Here is an 18,666-nt window from a genome sequence, read left to right on the forward strand (position 1 = left end):
TATCAACGCCCGGCGGCGTGGATCGCCGATGGGGCGGTGCGGTCGACGCGGTGGAACAGGCGGTTGAAATAGACGAGGCTGTCGCCCTGCTCGCGCACTGACACCTGGTCCAGCTCGACGAACATCACCGAGTGCGAACCTACTTCCTTGCACTCGCTGATCCGTCCACCCAGGGTCACCAGCGCATCGCGCAGCACCGGCGCCTCGGGGCAGGCGCTGTCCCACAGGTCCCAGGCGAAGCGCTCTTCCATGGGCACGCGGGTCATTCCGGCGAAGTGCCGTGCCAGCTCCTCCTGCTCGCCACGCAGCACGTTCACGCAGAGGTAGCCGTTGTTGCGGAACACGTCGTGGCTGGCGCTGTTGCGGTTGATGCAGACCAGCACCGTCGGCGGCGAATCGGTGACCGAGCACACCGCGCTGGCGGTGATGCCGCAGCGTCCGCCGGGGCCATTGCTGGTAATGATGTTCACCGCCGCCGGCAGCTGGGCCATGGCGTTGCGGAAGTCGATCTGGGTCTGGCTAAGGTCGGCCATCTCGGCACCCTTCCTCTCGGGGGACCACACGCAAAGCGGTCCGTGACTGATGGAACGAGAGTAAGCGCCGATGCCAGGCGGAAATATTCGGACGAACTCCATGCCGGGGAGAGATCGCCGCTAGTCATCTAGGGGGTTTCTTTATCGTCAGCGAGGGTTCCAGTCGTTATGCTCCCTGACATGCCTTGCGCCCCTCGGGGCGAAAAATAATTAGAAATGCCGTGGTAGCCCGAAATGGAAACCCGTAAACCCGTTGTGTACATCGTCGACGACGACAAGGACCTGCGCACCTCGCTGGCCTGGCTGCTCGAATCGGTCAGCGTGCAGGCCCTGTGCTTCGCCGGCGCCGACGAATTCCTCGCCCATTACGATCCCGACCTGCCGGCCTGCCTGGTGGTGGACGTGCGCATGCCGGAGACCAGCGGCTTCCAGCTGCAGGAAATCCTCAACGAGCGCGGCATCGCGCTGCCGACCCTGTTCGTCTCGGCCCATGGCGACATCCCCATGTCGGTGAAGGCGATGAAGAACGGCGCCATCGATTTCGTCGAGAAGCCCTACAACCCGCAGCAGATGCTCGAACGCATCCAGGCCGCGCTGAAGGACGCCGTGCAGGTGCACGCCGGCGCGACCCAGCGCCAGCACTTGCAGAGCAAGCTCGACCTGCTCACCGGCCGCGAACGCGAAGTGCTGGGCATGGTCATCGACGGCAAGGCGAGCAAGGTCATCGCCCGCGAGCTGAACATCAGCGTGAAGACCGTCGACGTGCACCGCACCAAGATCAAGGAAAAGATGGGCGTGTCGAGCATCGCCATGCTGGTGCGGGAAGTGCTCGACCTGGGCGGGAAGGAGGCGGCGGTGAAGCAGGTTGGGCGAGGGTAAGGTACCCAATACCTGTAGGAGCGAGCTTGCTCGCGAACGGACCTCCCGGCAGCATCGGAGCTGAGAGGTTCGCGAGCAAGCTCGCTCCTGCGAAGAGCAGGTTCAGACCTCCCCGCCCATCCGCAAGCTGATCTCCCGCGCCGCCTCCAGCAATCCCCGCGCCGCCTCGCCGTGCGGATCGGCCGAGAAGCTCGCCTCCGACCCCACCACCGTAATCACCCCAGCCAACTCCCGCCCGGTGGCGAACAGCGGCACCGACAGCGCATTCACCCCCGGCATCAGCAGCCCGTGGATCGAATGCAGCCCTTCGGCGCGGATGCTCTCCAGCACCGACGGATCCGCCCCCTCCTCCAGCCCCGGCCGGAATGCCGCAAATACCAGCCCGGTGGACGACCCGTGCACCGGCAGCACCGACCCCACCTGGGTCACCAGCGTCACCATCCCCTGCGCCGGCTCCACCTGCACCACGGTCGGCCCGTGGCTGCCCCAGATGGCCAGGAAGCAGGTCTGCCCCAGGTTGTCGCGCAGCTCGGCCAGCGCGGGACTCGCCACCTTCACCACATCCAGCCGGCGGATCGCCGCCAGCCCGACATAGAGCGCCTCGCGGCCCAGCCCGTAATGGTTGGTGAGCGGGTCCTGCTCGGCGAAGCCGCTGGCGATCAGCGCCTGCAAATAGCGATGAACCTTGGCCGCCGGCATCTCCAGGTACTCGCCCAGGCGCTTGAGCGACGTGCTCGGCGCCAGGTCCGCCAGGGCCTTGAGGATCTCGGTGCCGACCTCGGCGGACTGCACCTTCTTGCCCTTCGTCGGGATGGACTCTTCCGCTTCTTTCCTGGTCTTCAACTTAAAAGGACTCCCGGGTGGGCTTGACGGCCCGCCCTCATGAAATTACGTTTATCGTAATTCAATTACGATAAAAAGAGTGAAACCACCATGACTGCCTCCCGCGCCCCGGCCTACCTGTCCGGATTCGGCAACGAATTCGCCAGCGAGGCCCTGCCCAACGCACTGCCCGTCGGGCAGAACTCGCCGCAGCACGTACCCTATGGCCTGTACGCCGAACTGCTCTCCGGCACCGCCTTCACCGTGCCGCGTAGCGAGGCCCGGCGCACCTGGCTGTACCGCATCCGCCCGTCCGCCGCGCACCCGCGCTATGAGCGCCTGGAACGGCAGATCACCGGCACGGCGCTGGGCCCGGTAACGCCCAACCGCCTGCGCTGGAACAGCTTCGAGATGCCGGAGGAGCCTACCGACTTCGTCGACGGCCTGCTATGCATGGCCGCCAACGCCGAGGCGGAAGCCACCAGCGGCGTCAGCGTCTACGCCTACCGCGCGAACGTCTCCATGAGCCGGGCCTTCTTCAACGCCGACGGCGAGCTGCTGATCGTGCCGCAAGCCGGCCGCCTGCGACTGGTCACCGAACTGGGCGTATTGGAAGTCGAACCGCTGGAGATCGCCGTGATCCCGCGCGGCATGCGTTTCCGTGTCGAACTGCTGGATGGCTCCGCCGCCGGCTACGTCGCCGAGAACCACGGCGCCGCCCTGCGCCTGCCCGACCTCGGCCCCATCGGCAGCAACGGCCTGGCCAACCCGCGCGACTTCCTCGCCCCGGTGGCGCACTACGAAGACGTCGAAGGCCCGGTGCAACTGGTGCAGAAATTCCTCGGCGAACTCTGGGCCACCCAACTCGACCACTCGCCGCTGGACGTGGTCGCCTGGCACGGCAACAACGTGCCCTACAAGTACGACCTGCGCCGCTTCAACACCATCGGCACGGTGAGCTTCGACCACCCGGACCCGTCCATCTTCACCGTGCTCACCTCGCCCAGCGACACCCACGGCATGGCCAACATGGACTTCGTGATCTTCCCGCCGCGCTGGATGGTGGCCGAGAGCACCTTCCGTCCGCCGTGGTTCCACCGCAACCTGATGAACGAATTCATGGGCCTGATCCAGGGCGTTTACGACGCCAAGGCCGACGGTTTCGTCCCCGGCGGCGCCTCCCTGCACAACTGCATGAGCGCCCACGGCCCGGACAACGCCACCACCCGGCAGGCGATTGCCGCCGACCTGAAACCCCACAAGATCGACAAGACCATGGCCTTCATGTTCGAGACCGGCCGCGTGCTGCGCCCCAGCCGCTTCGCTCTCGACTGCCCGCAACTGCAGCGCGACTATGACGCCTGCTGGAGCGGCATGCAGAAGACCTTCGACCCTTCCCCGGAGCAATAAGATGAGCGCATCCCACCTCGCGCAAAGCTGGATCGAATCGGCCAACGGCCACCCGGATTTCCCCCTGCAGAACCTGCCCCTGGGCGTGTTCAGCCCGCCGGGTGATTCGCCGCGCGGCGGCGTCGCCATCGGCGACTACATCTTCGATCTGAAGACCGCCTGCGAAGCCGGCCTCTTCCACGGCGCCGCCCACCAGGCCGCGCTGGTCGCCAGCGGCGACAGCCTCAACGCCTTCTTCGCCGCCGGCCCCACCGCCCGCCGCACCCTGCGTGACGCGCTGATCCACCTGCTCAGCGAAGGCAGCAGCGAGCAGAAGCGCATGGAGCATCTGGGCGCCGCACTGCTCAAACCCCAGACCGCGTGCCGCCTGCACCTGCCGGCCAAGGTAGGCGACTACACCGACTTCTACGTCGGCATCCACCACGCGAAGAACGTCGGCAAGCTGTTCCGCCCGGACAACCCCCTGCTGCCCAACTACAAGTACGTGCCCATCGGCTACCATGGCCGCGCCTCCACCATCGTGCCCTCCGGCACCGAAGTGCGCCGCCCCAACGGCCAGACCCTGCCCGCCGGCATGGACGTGCCGGTATTCGGCCCCTGCGCGCGCATGGACCTGGAGCTGGAACTGGGCATCTGGATCGGCCAGGGCAACGAACAGGGCAAGGCCATCCCGATTTCCGGCGCCGCCGGGCACATCGCCGGCTTCTGCCTGCTCAACGACTGGTCCGCCCGCGACGTGCAGGCCTGGGAATACCAGCCGCTCGGCCCCTTCCTGTCGAAGAGTTTCGCCACCACCGTCTCGCCCTGGGTGGTCACCGCCGAAGCGCTGGAGCCCTTCCGCGCCGCCCAGCCGACCCGCCCGGAAGGCGACCCGCAGCCGCTGCCGTACCTCTTTGACGAGGCCGACCAGCAGCACGGCGCGCTGGATATCGAACTGGAAGTGCTGCTGCTCACCTCGCGCATGCGCCACGAGCACCAGGCCCCGGAACGCATCGCCCTGAGCAACACGCTGAACATGTACTGGACCGTGGCGCAGATGGTCGCCCACCACAGCGTCAACGGCTGCCGCCTGCAACCGGGCGACCTGTTCGGCTCCGGCACCCTCTCCGGCGAAACCCCGGACAGCTTCGGCAGCCTGCTGGAACTGACCACCGGCGGCAAACAGCCGGTGGTGCTGAGCAACGGCGAGGAACGCCGCTTCCTCGAAGACGGCGACGAAATCATCCTGCGCGCCCGCTGCCGCCGCGACGGCTACCCGTCGATCGGCTTCGGCGAATGCCGCGGGCGAATTCTGCCGGCGCATTGATCGCTTTGCTTTTCGTAGGAGCGAGCTTGCTCGCGAACCACCCAGCCACAAAGTCGTCGGCTAGCACTGTTCGCGAGCAAGCTCGCTCCTACAGGAAAACCGCCATGTCGCTCCCGTAGGAGCAACTGTCTTGTCCCGGATAATCCGTGCCTGGGTCGTCCCCCTCACCCCAGCCCTCTCCCTCAGGGAGAGGGAGCTGATCGTGCCGCCTGACACCAAAGTTTCATCCTGCACCGAACGGTCCCCTCTCCCCCTGGGAGAGGGCTAGGGTGAGGGCAGGCCCGAGTACAGGGCTATCTCGTAGGACCTTGTCCGCGAAAAGCGCCGACAGGCGCTCCTGCACAGGCGCCCTCAGCTACTCTCCCGCACCATCAACTCAAACCCCAGATCCATCACCGGCTCACTCACCGCCTTGTCGTTGATCAGGTCCAGCAGCCGTTCCGCCGCATGGGTCCCGATGGCCTTGCGCGGCGTGCGGATGCTCGACAGGCGCGGCACCATGAATTCCGAACTGGGCAGGTCGTTGAAGCCCAGCACCGCCACCTGCTCGGGAATCCGAATGCCATGGCGCGCGGCGTCGAGCAAGGCGCCCTGGGCCAGGTCGTCGTTGCCGAAGAAGATGCCCTCCACCTGCGGCTGGCTGGCCAGCAACTGGCGGAACAGCTCGCCCCCCAGCCCGACCGACGACGGACGCGGCGTCAGGATTTCCAGCGCAGGGTCATAACAACCGGCCTGCTGCAACGCCCGGCGGAAACCCTCGCCCCGCAGCAACGTGCGCTGGTCCAGCTGCGCGCCGATATACGCCAGCCGCTTGCGCCCACTGGCCAGCAGGTGCTTCGCCGCCGCCTCCCCCGCGCGAATCTGCGAGAAGCCCACGCAATGCAGCCCGGCGCCGGGGTCCAGGTCCATCATGTACACCGCCGGCACGCCGCTGGCCTCGATCATCCGCCGCGCGCTCTCGGTGCGGTCGAAGCCGGTCAGCAGCAGGCCGCGCGGCTGGTACGCGAGGTAGTTGCGCAGCAGGTTCTCTTCTTCGTCCCGGGAGTAGTGGTAGTTGCCGATCAGCACTTCCAGGCCGCGCGGGTGCATCACCGCGTGGATGGCTTCCAGCGTCTCGATGAACAACTGGTTGGCCAGCGACGGTACCAGCACCACGATGTTGTGGCTCTGTTTGGAGGCCAGCGCACGGGCGGCGGGATTGGCCACGTAGCCCAGCTCGGCGGCGGCCTGACGGACCTTTTCCGCCAGCTCCTCGGCCACCGTGCTCACCCCGCGCAGCGCACGCGAAGCGGTGATGGGGCTGACGCCGGCGCGGCGCGCGACCTCGTCGAGGGTGGGTCTGCCGGTGGTGCGGGAGCTTCTGTCGTTTTTCTTGTCTTTGTTCTGAGCGGTCATCGGGCAGCTTGCCAAACAAAAATCGAGGCACTAAGGTAGCGCTGTCTCGCGACCAGGGCAATTGCCTGAGACCGGTCCCACCGGTCCCTCGCCCGCCGGCAGCTCACCCGCGCCGAAGCCGCCAGAACAGACCGACTAGAATGACAAGAATACGGAGGCAGCCCGATGCTTTTCGTTACGCCCAACAAAGATAGCGCTGTCTCAATGCCGAGGCCCTGCATGCTCCCCGCCATCGATGCCGTACTCATCATGGGTGTCGCCGGATGCGGCAAGTCCAGCGTCAGCGAGGCCCTGTGCCTGCGCAGCGGCGCGTTCGCCATCGAAGGCGACTCCTTCCACCCCGAAGCCAATATCCAGAAGATGAGCGCCGGCATTCCGCTGACCGACGAGGACCGCGCCGGCTGGCTCGACACCCTCGCCGCCGAACTGCAGAAAGCCATCGCCGCCGGCCAGCGCCCGGTGCTCACCTGCTCCGCGCTCAAGCTCATCTACCGCGAACGCCTGCGCCGCGCCGTGCCCGGCCTGGGCGTGGTGTTCCTGGAGCTCACCCCGGAAACCGCCGCCCGGCGCGTTGCCAAGCGCCCCGGCCACTTCATGCCGGCCAGCCTGATCGACAGCCAGTTCGCCGCCCTCGAAGTGCCGACCAACGAGCCGCTGACCCTGCGCCTGGACGCCACCCGCCCGCTGGACGAGCTGGCGGAAGCCGCGCACCTCTGGTGGCGACAGCACTCCCACGATTGAGCCGATAGTGCCTGCCCGCCAAAGATAGCGCTATCTCATCCAACTGAACTCTCTGTATCAAGAGAAGAGCCGCTCCGGCACAACGACAACAACAGGAGAGCCCCATGCTCGGCATGTCCCACGACACCTATCTGCTGCTGGATGCGGTGGTCACCATCATCGGCCTGATCCTGCTGATCACGCGCCTGAAGATCCATCCGTTCATTGCCCTGATCATCGCCGCCGGCTTCCTCGGCCTCACCTCCGGCATGCCCGTGGCGACCATCGTCAAATCCTTCCAGGACGGCTTCGGCAGCGTGCTCGGCTTCGTCGGCATCATCCTTGCGCTGGGCACCATGCTCGGCAAGATGATGGCCGAGTCCGGCGGCGCCGATCAGATCGCCCGCACCCTGATCCGGGCCTTTGGCAAGGAGCGCGTGCACTGGGCGATGATGCTCGCCGCCTTCCTCGTCGGCATCCCGCTGTTCTTCGAGATCGGCTTCATCCTGCTGGTGCCGCTGGTGTTCATCGTCGCCCGCCGCAGCGGCGTATCGCTGATCAAGATCGGCATCCCGCTGCTCGCCGGCCTCTCCGCCGTGCACGGCCTGGTGCCGCCGCACCCGGGCCCGCTGCTGGCCATCGGCGTGTTCGGCGCGGATATCGGCAAGACCATCTTCTATGGCCTGCTGGTCGCACTGCCCACCGCCGCCATCGCCGGCCCGATCTACGGCAAGTTCATCGCTCAGTACATTCCCGGCCAACCCTCCGAGGAGCTGGTGGCGCAGATCGCCCATGAGCCGGAGACCAGCGACCTGCCCAGCTTCGGCATCACCCTGACCACCGTGCTGCTGCCGGTGTTCCTGATGCTGCTCAAGACCTTCGCCGACGTCATGCTCGCCGACGGCCACGTCGTCCGCGCCTGGCTGGACATGATCGGCCACCCGATCACCGCCCTGCTCCTGGCCCTGCTGCTGTCGCTCTACACCTTCGGCTACGCCCGCGGCTTCGACTCGAAGAAGATCCTCAAGCTGCTCGACCACAGCCTCGCGCCCACTGCCGCCATCGTGATGATCATCGGCGCCGGCGGCGGCTTCAAACAGATGCTGGTGGCCAGCGGCGTGGGCGACGTGATCGGCCACATGGCGGTGCAGGCGCAAATCTCGCCGATCCTCCTGGCCTGGCTGGTAGCCGCGGTGATCCGCGTCGCCACCGGCTCCGCCACCGTTGCCACCATCACCGGCGCAGGCATCGTGGTGCCGGTCATCAACCTGATCCCCGGCGTCAACCGCGAACTGCTGGTGCTCGCCACCGGCGCCGGCTCGCTGATCCTCTCCCACGTCAACGACGCCGGCTTCTGGCTGGTGAAGCAGTACTTCAACATGAGCGTGATGGAGACCTTCAAGACCTGGACGGCCATGGAAACCATCCTCTCCGTGGTCGGCCTGGGCTTCATCCTGCTGCTGTCGCTGTTCGTCTGACGTAGTTAACACCCCTGTAGGAGCGGGCCATGCCCGCGATCGCGCCCATGGGGCGCTCCTACAGGGTGATTACGATCCATCCCCACATCCGGCGAACGCCAGCCATTCGCCAACCGGATTCCTGCAACGAGGTATCACCCATGACTTCCTCCGCAACTCCGAAAGCCCCCGCCCAACCCACCTGGCCCCGCGACTTCGACATCCGCGCCCGCTACGCCGAGCAGCAGGAATTGCTGCAACCGGCCCCCGCCCCGCGCCCCACGCCCTCGCACCCGTAGGGCGCATAACGCGGCACGCGTTATCCGCCATTCCCCCAACACCGAAACACCTGTAGGAGCAACTGTCTTTTGGGCTCCCGCATTCGCGGGAGTGACGGGGGGTGATTCACGTTCCTCTGCGTCATCCCCGCGAACGCGGGGACCCAGAAAACAACGTAGGAGCGGACCATGCCCGCGATTCGCGCGCATGGCGCGCTCCTACAAAAGCCCGTAACCATCTATCGCTTCATTTGCTGAATCGATTTACCTAAACATAAATACGATCTAAAACAGAACTGTCCCCCATCGTTCCCGAGGATGAGTCATGCCCCACAACAAGAAACTCGAGCCTCTGTTCCCCTGCCTCAACGACATCCCCGAAACCTGGCGCCCCGACGCTCCCGTCGAGCAGCGCGAATACCTGGTCAACGGCGAACTGCGCCGCTGGGATGGCCCGCTGGCCCCGGTGCGCAGCCCGATCTTCCTCGCCACCGACGAAGGCGATCAGCAGGTCATCCTCGGCAGCACCCCGCTGCTCGATGCCGACGCCGCCCTCGCCGCGCTGGACGCCGCCGTGGCCGCCTACGACAACGGCCAGGGCCTGTGGCCCAACCTGCGCGTGGCCGAGCGCATCGCCCACGTCGAACGCTTCCTCGCCCGCATGCGCGAACAGCGCAGCGCTGTGGTCAAGCTGCTAATGTGGGAGATCGGCAAGAACCTCAAGGACTCGGAAAAAGAGTTCGACCGCACCTGCGACTACATCGTCGACACCATCGAAGCGCTCAAGGCGCTGGACCGCCGCTCCAGCCGCTTCGAGCTGGAACAGGGCACCCTCGGGCAGATCCGCCGCGTGCCGCTGGGCGTGGCACTGTGCATGGGCCCGTACAACTACCCGCTGAACGAAACCTTCACCACCCTGATCCCGGCGCTGATCATGGGCAACACCGTGGTCTTCAAGCCCGCCAAGTTCGGCGTGCTGCTGATCCGCCCGCTGCTCGAAGCCTTCCGCGACAGCTTCCCGCCGGGCGTCATCAACGTCATCTACGGGCGCGGCCGCGAAACCGTCAGCGCGCTCATGGCCAGCGGCAAGGTCGACGTCTTCGCCTTCATCGGCACCCACTCCGGCGCCGCCGACCTGAAGAAGCTCCACCCGCGCCCGCACCGCCTGCGCGCCGCCCTGGGCCTGGACGCCAAGAACCCCGGCATCGTCCTGCCCAGCGTCGACCTCGACAACGCCGTCAGCGAAGCCATCACCGGCGCCCTCTCCTTCAACGGCCAGCGCTGCACCGCGCTGAAAATCCTCTTCGTCCACGAAGACGTGCTGCCCGCCTTCCTCGACAAATTCAGCGCCAAGCTCGCCGAACTCAAACCCGGCATGCCCTGGGAGCCGGGCGTAGCCCTGACGCCGCTGCCCGAGCCGGGCAAGGTCGATTTCCTCAATGCACTGCTGCAGGACGCGCTGGCCAAGGGCGCCAAGATCATCAACCCCGGTGGCGGCGTGAGCCGCGAAAGCTTCTTCTACCCCGCGCTGCTCAGCCCGGTGAGCCCGGACATGCGCCTCTACCATGAAGAACAGTTCGGCCCGCTGGTGCCCGTGGTGCCTTACCGCGAGCTGGATGAAGTGATCGACTACGTGCTGCAGTCCGACTACGGCCAGCAGCTCAGCCTGTTCGGCGATGACCCCGCGCAGGTCGGCCCGCTGGTGGACGCCTTCGCCAACCAGGTCGGCCGCATCAACATCAACGCCCAGTGCCAGCGCGGCCCGGACAGCTACCCCTTCAACGGCCGCAAGAACTCCGCCGAAGGCACCCTCTCCGTGCACGACGCCCTGCGCACCTTCTCCATCCGCACCCTGGTCGCCACGCGCTTCACCGAGTCGAACAAGGAACTGATCAGCCAGATCATCCGCGACCGCGACTCCAACTTCCTGACCACGGATTACATCTTCTGACCAGACGCCAGCCTCCCCGGCTGACGCCACCCCCAACCCCCACGCCGAACGCCCCCCTCTCCCCCAGGGAGAGGGCTGGGGTGAGGGCAACTCAATACTCCGAGCTACCTGTAGGAGGGGGCCATGCCCCCGATTCGCGGGCATGGCCCGCTCCTACAATTCCCCGGCCCCCCGCGCGAGATCCACTCACTCCCGCCGCCACCATCGCCCCCGCCGCTCTTCCCGCATCAACCTCGGCACCTCCCCCATCGGCACCCACAACTCCCCCTGCCAATCCAGCACCGCAATCGGCCGCCCTTCCCCCTTCGCCTGCATCCGCTTCGGACTCCCGGCCGCCCTCACGCCCTGATCCCGCAACACCGGCAACACCTGCCCGGTAATCCACCGGCGCAATTCCCGATGCTCCGGATCGCGAAAGCGCTGCAGCACATGGAAAACGCCATAGTCATTCACCAGCAACACAGCCTCCTCGCCGCTGCCGGTCACCAGGCGCGCCTCGCGAAACAGATCATCATCCAGACGAAGAACATAAGACTCGACCCGCTCGCGGATCAGATAGCCCAGCTCGCGGGCGACCAACCAGGGTTGGTTGTCGATCAACACGCCGCGCAGGGAACGGTTGTAGCGGTGGAAAACGGTGGGAATGTAGATGTCGTCCATGTGCTTATTCCTAGGTAGTTTCGAAAAACCACCGCCCTGATCGTCGCCAAACGATTAGGGAGGCAGAGCCACACAGGGTTGGCGAACCGGCTACCTAGGTCCCGGCAGACCCGAAGGTCTCCCTGTGCGGCCCGCCATAGCAAAGAACCGTGGACGTGTAGATACGTCACGGTCTGACGAAGCGTCACCGCGCCTAGGTAGTTTTTCGAGTCGCCAAACCCGGCCCCTGTCGCTTTCACAGGGGCGTCGGGAGGTTATGGGGAAGGTTTGCAGCGGTCAAGCCACGGCTATTCGACGGCAGCCCCGGACAACAACGCCATCTAGGGCCATCGTGGTTAATCAGCTCGGGCCAGCCGACTCCCAACCGCCGTTACCGTATATTTGCTTAGGTCTTCCCTGAAGTATTGAATCTAACCGGACGCACTATGCAAATAGAACACCCGCTCCTCCCCCTCACCAAAGCAGCATTCAATGCGGCGCTGAGGACGGGCCATGGGCGCGCTATCCAGCAGATCGAGAACCATGGATCGCGCGGACTGGAAGACACAATCGTCGAAGCCTGCATTACATGCCTTTCCTATGATCCCCAGTGCGAAGCGGCGCGAGCACCGTGGCTGTCTTCGATTGTCGATCGGGCAAATCTGAGTGCAGAGGTGATTCAGGCGATCGGAGCGATAGAGCAAGAGCCATCGTCCGAAAACCAGCGCGACTTTGACCAGCGTAGTGCGATTCTGAAAGAGCTGGCGGCCTCAGGATCGGATGACGCAAGACGCCTATTGTATTTTTCTCTGGCTCGCGTACCGGGAACAGCCAGTGTAATTGGCGACCATGACATCGTCGCCCTCGACGGCGTGGATGGACTGGTGTACGTCGCCAGGCAACTGGGCCGATGGCTGCAAGACGACCCTGATTTCTGGGTCGATGACTCCCTCTGCACGCTTTTCGACGGAGAGATAGGACTTGCAGGATTAGAGGAAGCGGCCGCAGTCGATTCCGATGTCGCGAGCTATCTCGCTGAAGTTCGCAAGGCCCGCGAGCGGTTCAGCGGACCTTCGAGCCGCTTTGACCCCACGGCTTATACAGCCGCTGACATCGTGGCTCACGTCAAAGAGCGCTCACGAGATCAATGCCATTGGTTCAGGCAGTGGGGGGCACAGGCCGCCGATGATCAACTGGAGATCGTTTTCGCGGCACTACTGGCGGCGAAAGACCCGGAGCACGCCAAGCGGTTATTCAGATGCTTTGCGAAAGCAGGCGTTCCGCGATTCGACAGTCGGCTACTCCAATGGATTTATCATCCTGATGTAGATATCCAGCGGATCGCGATCAAGGCCCTGACTCCAGTAACACACAAGGAACTTCGACAAGCGGCCAAGCGGTTGATCGCGGATGGCGACATGGCAAACGGCATCGCCTTGCTCGTGAACAACTTCATTGAGGGCGATTTAACGATGTGTGCTGGGCAACTTGTCAGGTTTGAGAATGCCGACGAAACACACAATCTCGTCGGACACCTTCTGGACTTGTGCGAGGCGCATCCTGGCTTCGAGGCGCTCGATTGCCTTATCTACGTCTATGAGTTTTCGCCTTGCTCGACCTGCCGCAGGCAAGCCGTTAAAGCCCTGGTCAGCATGAACAGTACCCCGTCCTGGGTATTGGAAGAAGCTGCATTCGACGCCGACCCCGAGACACGGGAATTTGTCAGGACGACCTGCAAGCTCCATGTTTAACCCCAAGAGAAAGTCGCGATATCTCGCGCACACCTAAGCGGCTCAAAAGAGGACAGATTTATTTTTCTACTCTAAAGCTGGCTAGCAGATCAGGATCAAAGTACTCAAACCAGTCAGCCGCTCCAATGCTCGCTTCACTGCTCGCATGACGCGATCGCACGCCCACCTCGCGAAAGACAGGCAAGGCGCCCTACCCAACCGAAGCACTTGAAGGAACCGCTGACTCCATAGGTGCTCATATACGGGTATCCAGCTCCCTTTGAGGTCACGTCAATGGGTGCGCTACCACTTCAACCATTTTGACATTAAGAATTATTTACAACTACCATCGCCCCCACACTGAACAGGATGCACAGCGTCGAATAAGCCTCGGCCCATAAGTTGCATCGCCAAGGCCACGGCACAGCCGGTCGGCCACGCCAAGAACAAGAGACAGTCCATGGAATTCCTTCACCGGGTCGCTTCGCTGTGGCTGTGCGAAGCAACGATGCTAGTCAGGCACCGAGACGCGGCTTGCGCCGCGCCGCTGCCCCACTCCGGTCTACGCGCCCCTGCCCGGTGCCTGAGGCTCGCTCGCCGTGGATGATCTCGCGTTTCTCCTTGGTCACCTGAACGAACTGGTGATCAACCCCGTCATCCACCGCTTCGCTGGTCTTTTCGACCTGAACGGTCGCGTCGGTGTGCTGTTCATCTTTCTCTCCTACGCCGTCGCCTATGGCCTGTTCCGCTTCAGGAAGCATCGCGGGCTGACGGAGGCGCGGTCGTTCTGGCAGTTCCTGGGCGGCAACCGGGTGCATTTCCATCGTTCGGCGCTGCTGGATTACCAGTACTACTTCGTGCGGGCCATCCTGCATGCGGCGGTGATGGTGCCGATCATCGGCCTGGTCGATCCCTATATCCTGCGCTCCGGCGACTACATCGCCTTCTTCACCCAACTCTGGGGCGCGCGCCCGCAGGTGGGGGAAAACCTCGGCCTGTCGCTGCTCTATGGGTTGGGGGTGTTCCTGGTGGGCGACTTCAAGAATTACTGGGTGCACCGGGCCTTCCACTCGCGCTGGCTGTGGGCGTTCCACAAGGTGCATCACTCGGCGTCGGTGCTGGTGCCGGCGACGGCCAGCCGTGTGCATTTCGTGGAGAAGCTCGTCGCCAAGCTGGCCGGGGTCGTCGCGCTGGGGGCCTATGCCGGGGTCTTCTGGTATGCCTGCGGCGGGGAGATCAGCCGTTACACGCTGTTCGGCGTGACCTACCTGATCTTCATCTTCAATGCGCTGGCGGTGAACCTGCGGCACAGCCATGTGTGGCTGTCGTTCGGGCCGGTGGTGGAGCATGTGCTGAACAGCCCGGCCCAGCACCAGATCCACCACAGCGATGCGCCCCGGCACTTCAACAAGAACTTCGCGATCAATCTGTCGCTGTGGGACTGGATGTTCGGCACGCTCTACGTCACCCGCCCAACGCCGGAGCCCATCCAGTTCGGCGCCGGGGAGCGGGACGATGACCGCTACCTGACGCTCTACAGCCTAATCGTCACGCCCTTCGTGGAGACGGCGCGCAAGATTGGCAAGGCGAGACGCCGGCAAGCGATGGCGCGCGGTGCGTCCCAGGCGCCGACTTCGTAGCCGATTCGACGGTCAGCCGAGGGCAGCCGGGAGGGCTGCCCTTTTCATTTGCGGCGAAGAAAATTCCCAGCCGCAGCAAGATTGTTCAAGCCAGCCGGCGCGCCGTTCTGCCACGCTGTCGGTACGAGAGACTGCAAAGAATCACCATGTCCGAGACCACGCTTTACTCCCGCGCCTTCCTCAGGGGCGCCATCGATATCACGCCGCTGTCCCTGGCGGTGCTGCCCTGGGGCCTGCTGGCCGGCTCGCTTGCCATCGACGCCGGGCTCTCGCCGCTGGAGGGCCAGGGGCTGTCCGCCATCATCTTCGCCGGCGCCGCGCAGCTGGTGGCCATCGGCATGCTCAAGGGCGGCGCCGGGTTCTTCTCGATCATGATCACCACCCTGCTGCTGACCTCCCAGCACCTGCTCTACGGGATGACCCTGCGCCCGGTGATCTCCGGCCTGCCCGGCCGCTGGCGCGCGGGCCTGGGCTTCCTGCTCACCGATGAGTTCTTCGCCCTCACCAGCGGCCACGACCGCGAGACCTTCAACCGCTGGTACGCCCTGGGCGTGGGCCTGACCTTCTACATCGCCTGGAACCTCTTCACCCTCGCCGGCGTGCTGCTGGGCAGCAGCATTCCGGGGCTGGAGCACCTGGGCCTGGACTTCTCCATCGCCGCCACCTTCGTCGCGCTGATCGCGCCGGTGGTGAAGAACGTGCCGACCGTGGTCTGCGTCGCCGTTTCGCTGTTCTGTTCGGTGCTGTTCAGCTATTGGCAGCTGGGTTCGGCGCTGGTGCTGTCGGGCCTGGCTGGGATGTTCGCCGGCTTCGTCTGCCAGAAGTTCTCGGGGGTGCGCGCATGATGGTCTGGGCAGTGATCTTCGGCATGGGCCTGATCGTGTTCTTCAACCGCTACGTGTTCCTGGAGCCGCGACTGCCGATCCGCCTGAGCAGCAACGTGCGGCAGTTCCTCGGCTTCGCCGTGCCGGGGATGCTCACCGCGATCTGTGGGCCGATCGTGTTCCTCCCGGACCACCAGTTGAACCTGCGCCCGGACAACCCCTACCTGCTCGGCGCCGTCGTTGCCGTGGCGCTGGTGCTGTGGACGCGTAACGTGCTGGTCAGCGTGCTGCTGAGCATGGGGGCGTTCTATCTGCTGCGCTGGTGGTTGTAGCGCGACGCCCAACCACAGGTTGATTTCAGGCTCCAGGCCCGCGCAGGATAGCCGGCGCGGGCTGAGTTCGTCCCGGCATTGGTGCCGGGCCACCGCTCTCCTTCGATGAACCCGCCCGCACCTCTGCTCGCAGGTACCAGCCCTTTGCCAGCTCGCACGGGCATCGTCCCGTGCACTTCCCTTGCCGAAGCCCCGGATTCCCCGCGCCGTACGCCTCGAATACCACCCTCGGCGCCCCGTCGAATCGGCACGCATGTACTGCCTTTTGTTCTTGCCAGTAAGAATTATTTACAAATAATATTGCGCCTCACATGGATTAACCTGCACGGCAGCTCGCAAGACCCCACCCCATCCGACGCTTCGTCACGGCCCCGTACAACCGGCGGCCCATTCCAAAAACAAGAGACAATTCATGGAATTCGTTCACGTAGTGACTTCGCTGCTGCAGCGGGAAGCAGTAATGGAGTTCGTTCGCCTGGGTGTGGTCTACACCCACCTGATCGCCTGTTGCGTCGCGATTGGTCTGGTCCTGACCAGTGACTTCGCCATGGTCAAGCAGCTCCTGAAAGGTTCGGATTCGGTTCACCTCGAGCAGGCGTCCATGGAGACGCTGAAGCGCACCATCACCCTGGCACTGCAAATGCTCTGGTTTTCCGGCGCGCTCATCGTCCTGCTGGATATGTCCGCCAAGGGGCTGGAGTACCTCCTCAACCCCAAGCTGCAGGCCAAGGTCCTCATCGTCGCCCTGCTCACCGTCAACGGCAGCCTGTTGCATTCGGTGGTCATGCCCGCCCTGATCCGGGCGGGCTCCTTGCTCCAGCTCGAACCGGGCATGCGGGCCCTGAGCATCTTTGCTGGCACGGTCTCGGCGGTTTCCTGGTTCTACGCGGCCTTGCTCGGTGTCGGTCGTCCCCTGGCCTGGAAGTACAGCCTGGGCGAATTGCTTTACGCCTACCCGATGCTGATCTTCGCTGGCTTCATCGCCATGAGCCGGCTGGTCAAATGGGCGCGGAAGCGCCAGGTACACCCAGTGCCCCAACACGCTCCGAGTGGGCGGGAGAGCGGGCCGGCGCTGGATGAATCACGCGGGTACTGACGCACGAACCCGATCCCCTGCCACCTGCGCGGCGTCGATGAGCAACCCTCGGCGCCACCGCCAACCGGCAATCCCCCTCCCTCAAATTCCCCCGCCAAGGCACAATCCGCCCCTCTCGTCTCGCTATCGCGCAAGGCACACCCCGAATGAAAACGCCCGGCGGCATGCTGCTCACCGGCATCGAGCTGGATCGCTCCAGCCCGATCCCCCTCTATCGTCAGCTGTACCTGCAGGTGCGCAAGCAGATCCTCTCCGGCCGGCTGCCCGGCGGTACGCGGCTGCCGTCGACGCGGACGCTGTGCAAGGAGCTGGGGTTGTCGCGCATCACGCTGCTCAATGCCTTCGACCAGCTGACCGCCGAGGGCTTCCTGGCCTCGCGCACCGGCGCCGGCACCTATGTCGGCAGCGAATGGGAGGGCCGCAGCGCCGCCGATGCGCCGCGCAAGCCGCCGCGCCTGTCGAACCTGAGCCAGGCGGTGCATTCGCTGCGCAGCGAGCATTTCAGCGGGGTGTCGTACAGCACCTGGGCGCCGGATTGCCCGACCTCCTTCCTGCCCAGCCACCCGGCCTACGACGCCTTCCCTATGCTGGTGTGGAAGCGCCTGATGAACCGCCACCTGCGCAAGGGCAGCAAGGACTCGCTCGGCTACGGCGAGCTGAAGGGCCTGCAGCGCCTGCGCGAGGCCATCGTCGAGTATGTGTTCGACGCGCGCGGCATCGAGTGCAGCATCGATCAGGTGGTGATCACTTCCGGCGCGCAACAGGCGTTCAACCTGCTCGGCATGTTGCTGCTCAACCCCGGCGACAGCGTGTGGATGGAGGACCCCGGCCATATCGCCGCGCGCATCGCCTTCCAGGCGCAGGGCTGCGAGATGGTGCCGCTGCGCATCGACGCCGAGGGGCTGGACGTGCAGCAGGGCCTGCGCGAGCGGCCGGACGCGCGGTTGGCGTTCACCACCCCGTCGCGGCAGCACCCGCTGGGCACCACCATGAGCTATGCGCGCCGGCAGGAGCTGATCGACTGGGCCGGGCGCAGCCAGGGCTGGATCGTCGAGGACGACTGCGACAGCGAATTCCGCTACGTGGGCCGCACGCTGCCGGCGCTGTTCGCGCTGGATGCCTGGGAGCGGGTGATCTATGTCGGCACCTTCAGCAAGGTGCTCTACCCGTCGCTGCGCCTGGGCTACGTGATCCTGCCCGAGGCGCTGGTGGAGCCGTTCTGCGCCATCCGCGCGGTGATGGACCGCAGCCCGTCGACGCTGCACCAGGCGACCACGGCGGACTTCATGCAGGACGGCCACTTCCTCGGTCACATCCGCCGCATGCGCAGCCTCTACCAGGGGCGGCAGGCCGCCGTGCTGGAGGCGCTGCAGCGCGAGCTGGGCGGTTTCATCACGCCCACGCCCGCCGAAGCCGGGCTGCACCTGCTCGGCTGGCTGCCCGAGGGCAGCGACGATACCGCCGTCGCGAGGGGCCTGGCCGAGCACGAGGTGTACACCTACGCCCTGCGCGACTACTGCATCCGCAATTACCTGCCGCCGGGGCTGCTGCTGGGCTTTGCCGCGGTACCCGAGGAGCAGGCCGGGCGCCGCGTGCAGGAGTTTGCCCAGGCCCTGAAAGCCCTGGGCTGGAAGCTGTGAGGCCGACCTAGAGC

Annotated in this window: 17 protein-coding genes; 13 read left to right on the forward strand and 4 right to left on the reverse strand. The window is 65.1% G+C overall.

Annotated elements, in window-relative coordinates:
- Positions 1–2: 2 nt before the first annotated feature.
- On the reverse strand, positions 3–533 hold the full coding sequence (gene hpaC, locus ACQ5BL_RS19690; protein WP_207886831.1) for a 4-hydroxyphenylacetate 3-monooxygenase, reductase component: 531 nt from the start codon (positions 531–533) through the stop codon (positions 3–5).
- A gap of 234 nt (positions 534–767) precedes the next feature.
- Here hpaC and ACQ5BL_RS19695 point away from each other — a divergent pair, with 234 nt between their 5' ends.
- Complete coding sequence (locus ACQ5BL_RS19695) at positions 768–1,412, forward strand: response regulator transcription factor (RefSeq protein WP_243808330.1); 645 nt, start codon at positions 768–770, stop codon at positions 1,410–1,412.
- A 102-nt stretch (positions 1,413–1,514) separates the two neighbouring features.
- Here the strand turns inward: ACQ5BL_RS19695 and ACQ5BL_RS19700 are convergent, their stop codons facing one another.
- On the reverse strand, positions 1,515–2,255 hold the full coding sequence (locus ACQ5BL_RS19700) for an IclR family transcriptional regulator (RefSeq protein WP_243808329.1): 741 nt from the start codon (positions 2,253–2,255) through the stop codon (positions 1,515–1,517).
- Positions 2,256–2,345: 90 nt separating this feature from the next.
- Here ACQ5BL_RS19700 and hmgA point away from each other — a divergent pair, with 90 nt between their 5' ends.
- Positions 2,346–3,644 (forward strand): homogentisate 1,2-dioxygenase, encoded by a 1,299-nt coding sequence (hmgA, locus tag ACQ5BL_RS19705; protein ID WP_243808328.1) that lies wholly within the window; start codon positions 2,346–2,348, stop codon positions 3,642–3,644.
- 1 nt (position 3,645) lies between these two features.
- Complete coding sequence (fahA, locus tag ACQ5BL_RS19710; protein WP_243808327.1) at positions 3,646–4,950, forward strand: fumarylacetoacetase; 1,305 nt, start codon at positions 3,646–3,648, stop codon at positions 4,948–4,950.
- Positions 4,951–5,301: 351 nt separating this feature from the next.
- On the opposite strand, the gene ACQ5BL_RS19715 is transcribed toward fahA, so the two are convergent.
- Positions 5,302–6,345 (reverse strand): LacI family DNA-binding transcriptional regulator, encoded by a 1,044-nt coding sequence (locus ACQ5BL_RS19715; RefSeq protein WP_243808326.1) that lies wholly within the window; start codon positions 6,343–6,345, stop codon positions 5,302–5,304.
- Between the two features lie 219 nt (positions 6,346–6,564).
- On the opposite strand from ACQ5BL_RS19715, the gene ACQ5BL_RS19720 reads away from it, so the two are divergent.
- The 4 genes from ACQ5BL_RS19720 to ACQ5BL_RS19735 all read left to right on the forward strand — a co-directional run bounded on the left by ACQ5BL_RS19720 (position 6,565) and on the right by ACQ5BL_RS19735 (position 10,751).
- Positions 6,565–7,086, forward strand: coding sequence for a gluconokinase (locus ACQ5BL_RS19720; RefSeq protein WP_243808325.1), 522 nt, complete (start codon positions 6,565–6,567; stop codon positions 7,084–7,086).
- A 104-nt stretch (positions 7,087–7,190) separates the two neighbouring features.
- Entirely contained in the window at positions 7,191–8,543 is a 1,353-nt protein-coding gene (locus ACQ5BL_RS19725) for a GntP family permease (RefSeq protein WP_243808324.1), read from the forward strand.
- A 140-nt stretch (positions 8,544–8,683) separates the two neighbouring features.
- The gene (locus ACQ5BL_RS19730) at positions 8,684–8,821 is read left to right on the forward strand and encodes a hypothetical protein (RefSeq protein WP_243808323.1); all 138 of its coding nucleotides are present in this window, start codon (positions 8,684–8,686) and stop codon (positions 8,819–8,821) included.
- 304 nt (positions 8,822–9,125) lie between these two features.
- Positions 9,126–10,751 carry an NADP-dependent glyceraldehyde-3-phosphate dehydrogenase gene (locus ACQ5BL_RS19735; RefSeq protein WP_243808322.1) on the forward strand — a complete coding sequence of 542 codons (1,626 nt, stop codon included), beginning with the start codon at positions 9,126–9,128 and terminating at the stop codon, positions 10,749–10,751.
- A gap of 186 nt (positions 10,752–10,937) precedes the next feature.
- On the opposite strand, the gene ACQ5BL_RS19740 is transcribed toward ACQ5BL_RS19735, so the two are convergent.
- Positions 10,938–11,411 carry a BRO-N domain-containing protein gene (locus ACQ5BL_RS19740; RefSeq protein ID WP_243808321.1) on the reverse strand — a complete coding sequence of 158 codons (474 nt, stop codon included), beginning with the start codon at positions 11,409–11,411 and terminating at the stop codon, positions 10,938–10,940.
- Between the two features lie 425 nt (positions 11,412–11,836).
- On the opposite strand from ACQ5BL_RS19740, the gene ACQ5BL_RS19745 reads away from it, so the two are divergent.
- The 6 genes from ACQ5BL_RS19745 to ACQ5BL_RS19770 all read left to right on the forward strand — a co-directional run bounded on the left by ACQ5BL_RS19745 (position 11,837) and on the right by ACQ5BL_RS19770 (position 18,652).
- Positions 11,837–13,141, forward strand: a complete 1,305-nt coding sequence (locus ACQ5BL_RS19745; protein WP_243808320.1) for a hypothetical protein — start codon at positions 11,837–11,839, stop codon at positions 13,139–13,141.
- Between the two features lie 578 nt (positions 13,142–13,719).
- Positions 13,720–14,760, forward strand: coding sequence for a sterol desaturase family protein (locus ACQ5BL_RS19750; RefSeq protein WP_243808319.1), 1,041 nt, complete (start codon positions 13,720–13,722; stop codon positions 14,758–14,760).
- A gap of 146 nt (positions 14,761–14,906) precedes the next feature.
- On the forward strand, positions 14,907–15,605 hold the full coding sequence (locus tag ACQ5BL_RS19755; protein WP_430293220.1) for an AzlC family ABC transporter permease: 699 nt from the start codon (positions 14,907–14,909) through the stop codon (positions 15,603–15,605).
- Positions 15,602–15,916 (forward strand): AzlD domain-containing protein, encoded by a 315-nt coding sequence (locus ACQ5BL_RS19760; protein WP_243808317.1) that lies wholly within the window; start codon positions 15,602–15,604, stop codon positions 15,914–15,916. Before ACQ5BL_RS19755 ends, ACQ5BL_RS19760 begins: the two co-directional genes overlap by 4 nt.
- Before the next feature lie 412 nt (positions 15,917–16,328).
- On the forward strand, positions 16,329–17,012 hold the full coding sequence (locus ACQ5BL_RS19765) for a hypothetical protein (protein ID WP_243808316.1): 684 nt from the start codon (positions 16,329–16,331) through the stop codon (positions 17,010–17,012).
- 146 nt (positions 17,013–17,158) lie between these two features.
- Positions 17,159–18,652, forward strand: coding sequence for a PLP-dependent aminotransferase family protein (locus tag ACQ5BL_RS19770; RefSeq protein WP_243808315.1), 1,494 nt, complete (start codon positions 17,159–17,161; stop codon positions 18,650–18,652).
- The last annotated feature ends 14 nt before the right edge of the window (positions 18,653–18,666 follow it).

Source organism: Pseudomonas sp. B1-22 (assembly GCF_050474425.1).
Taxonomy (GTDB): Bacteria; Pseudomonadota; Gammaproteobacteria; order Pseudomonadales; family Pseudomonadaceae; genus Pseudomonas.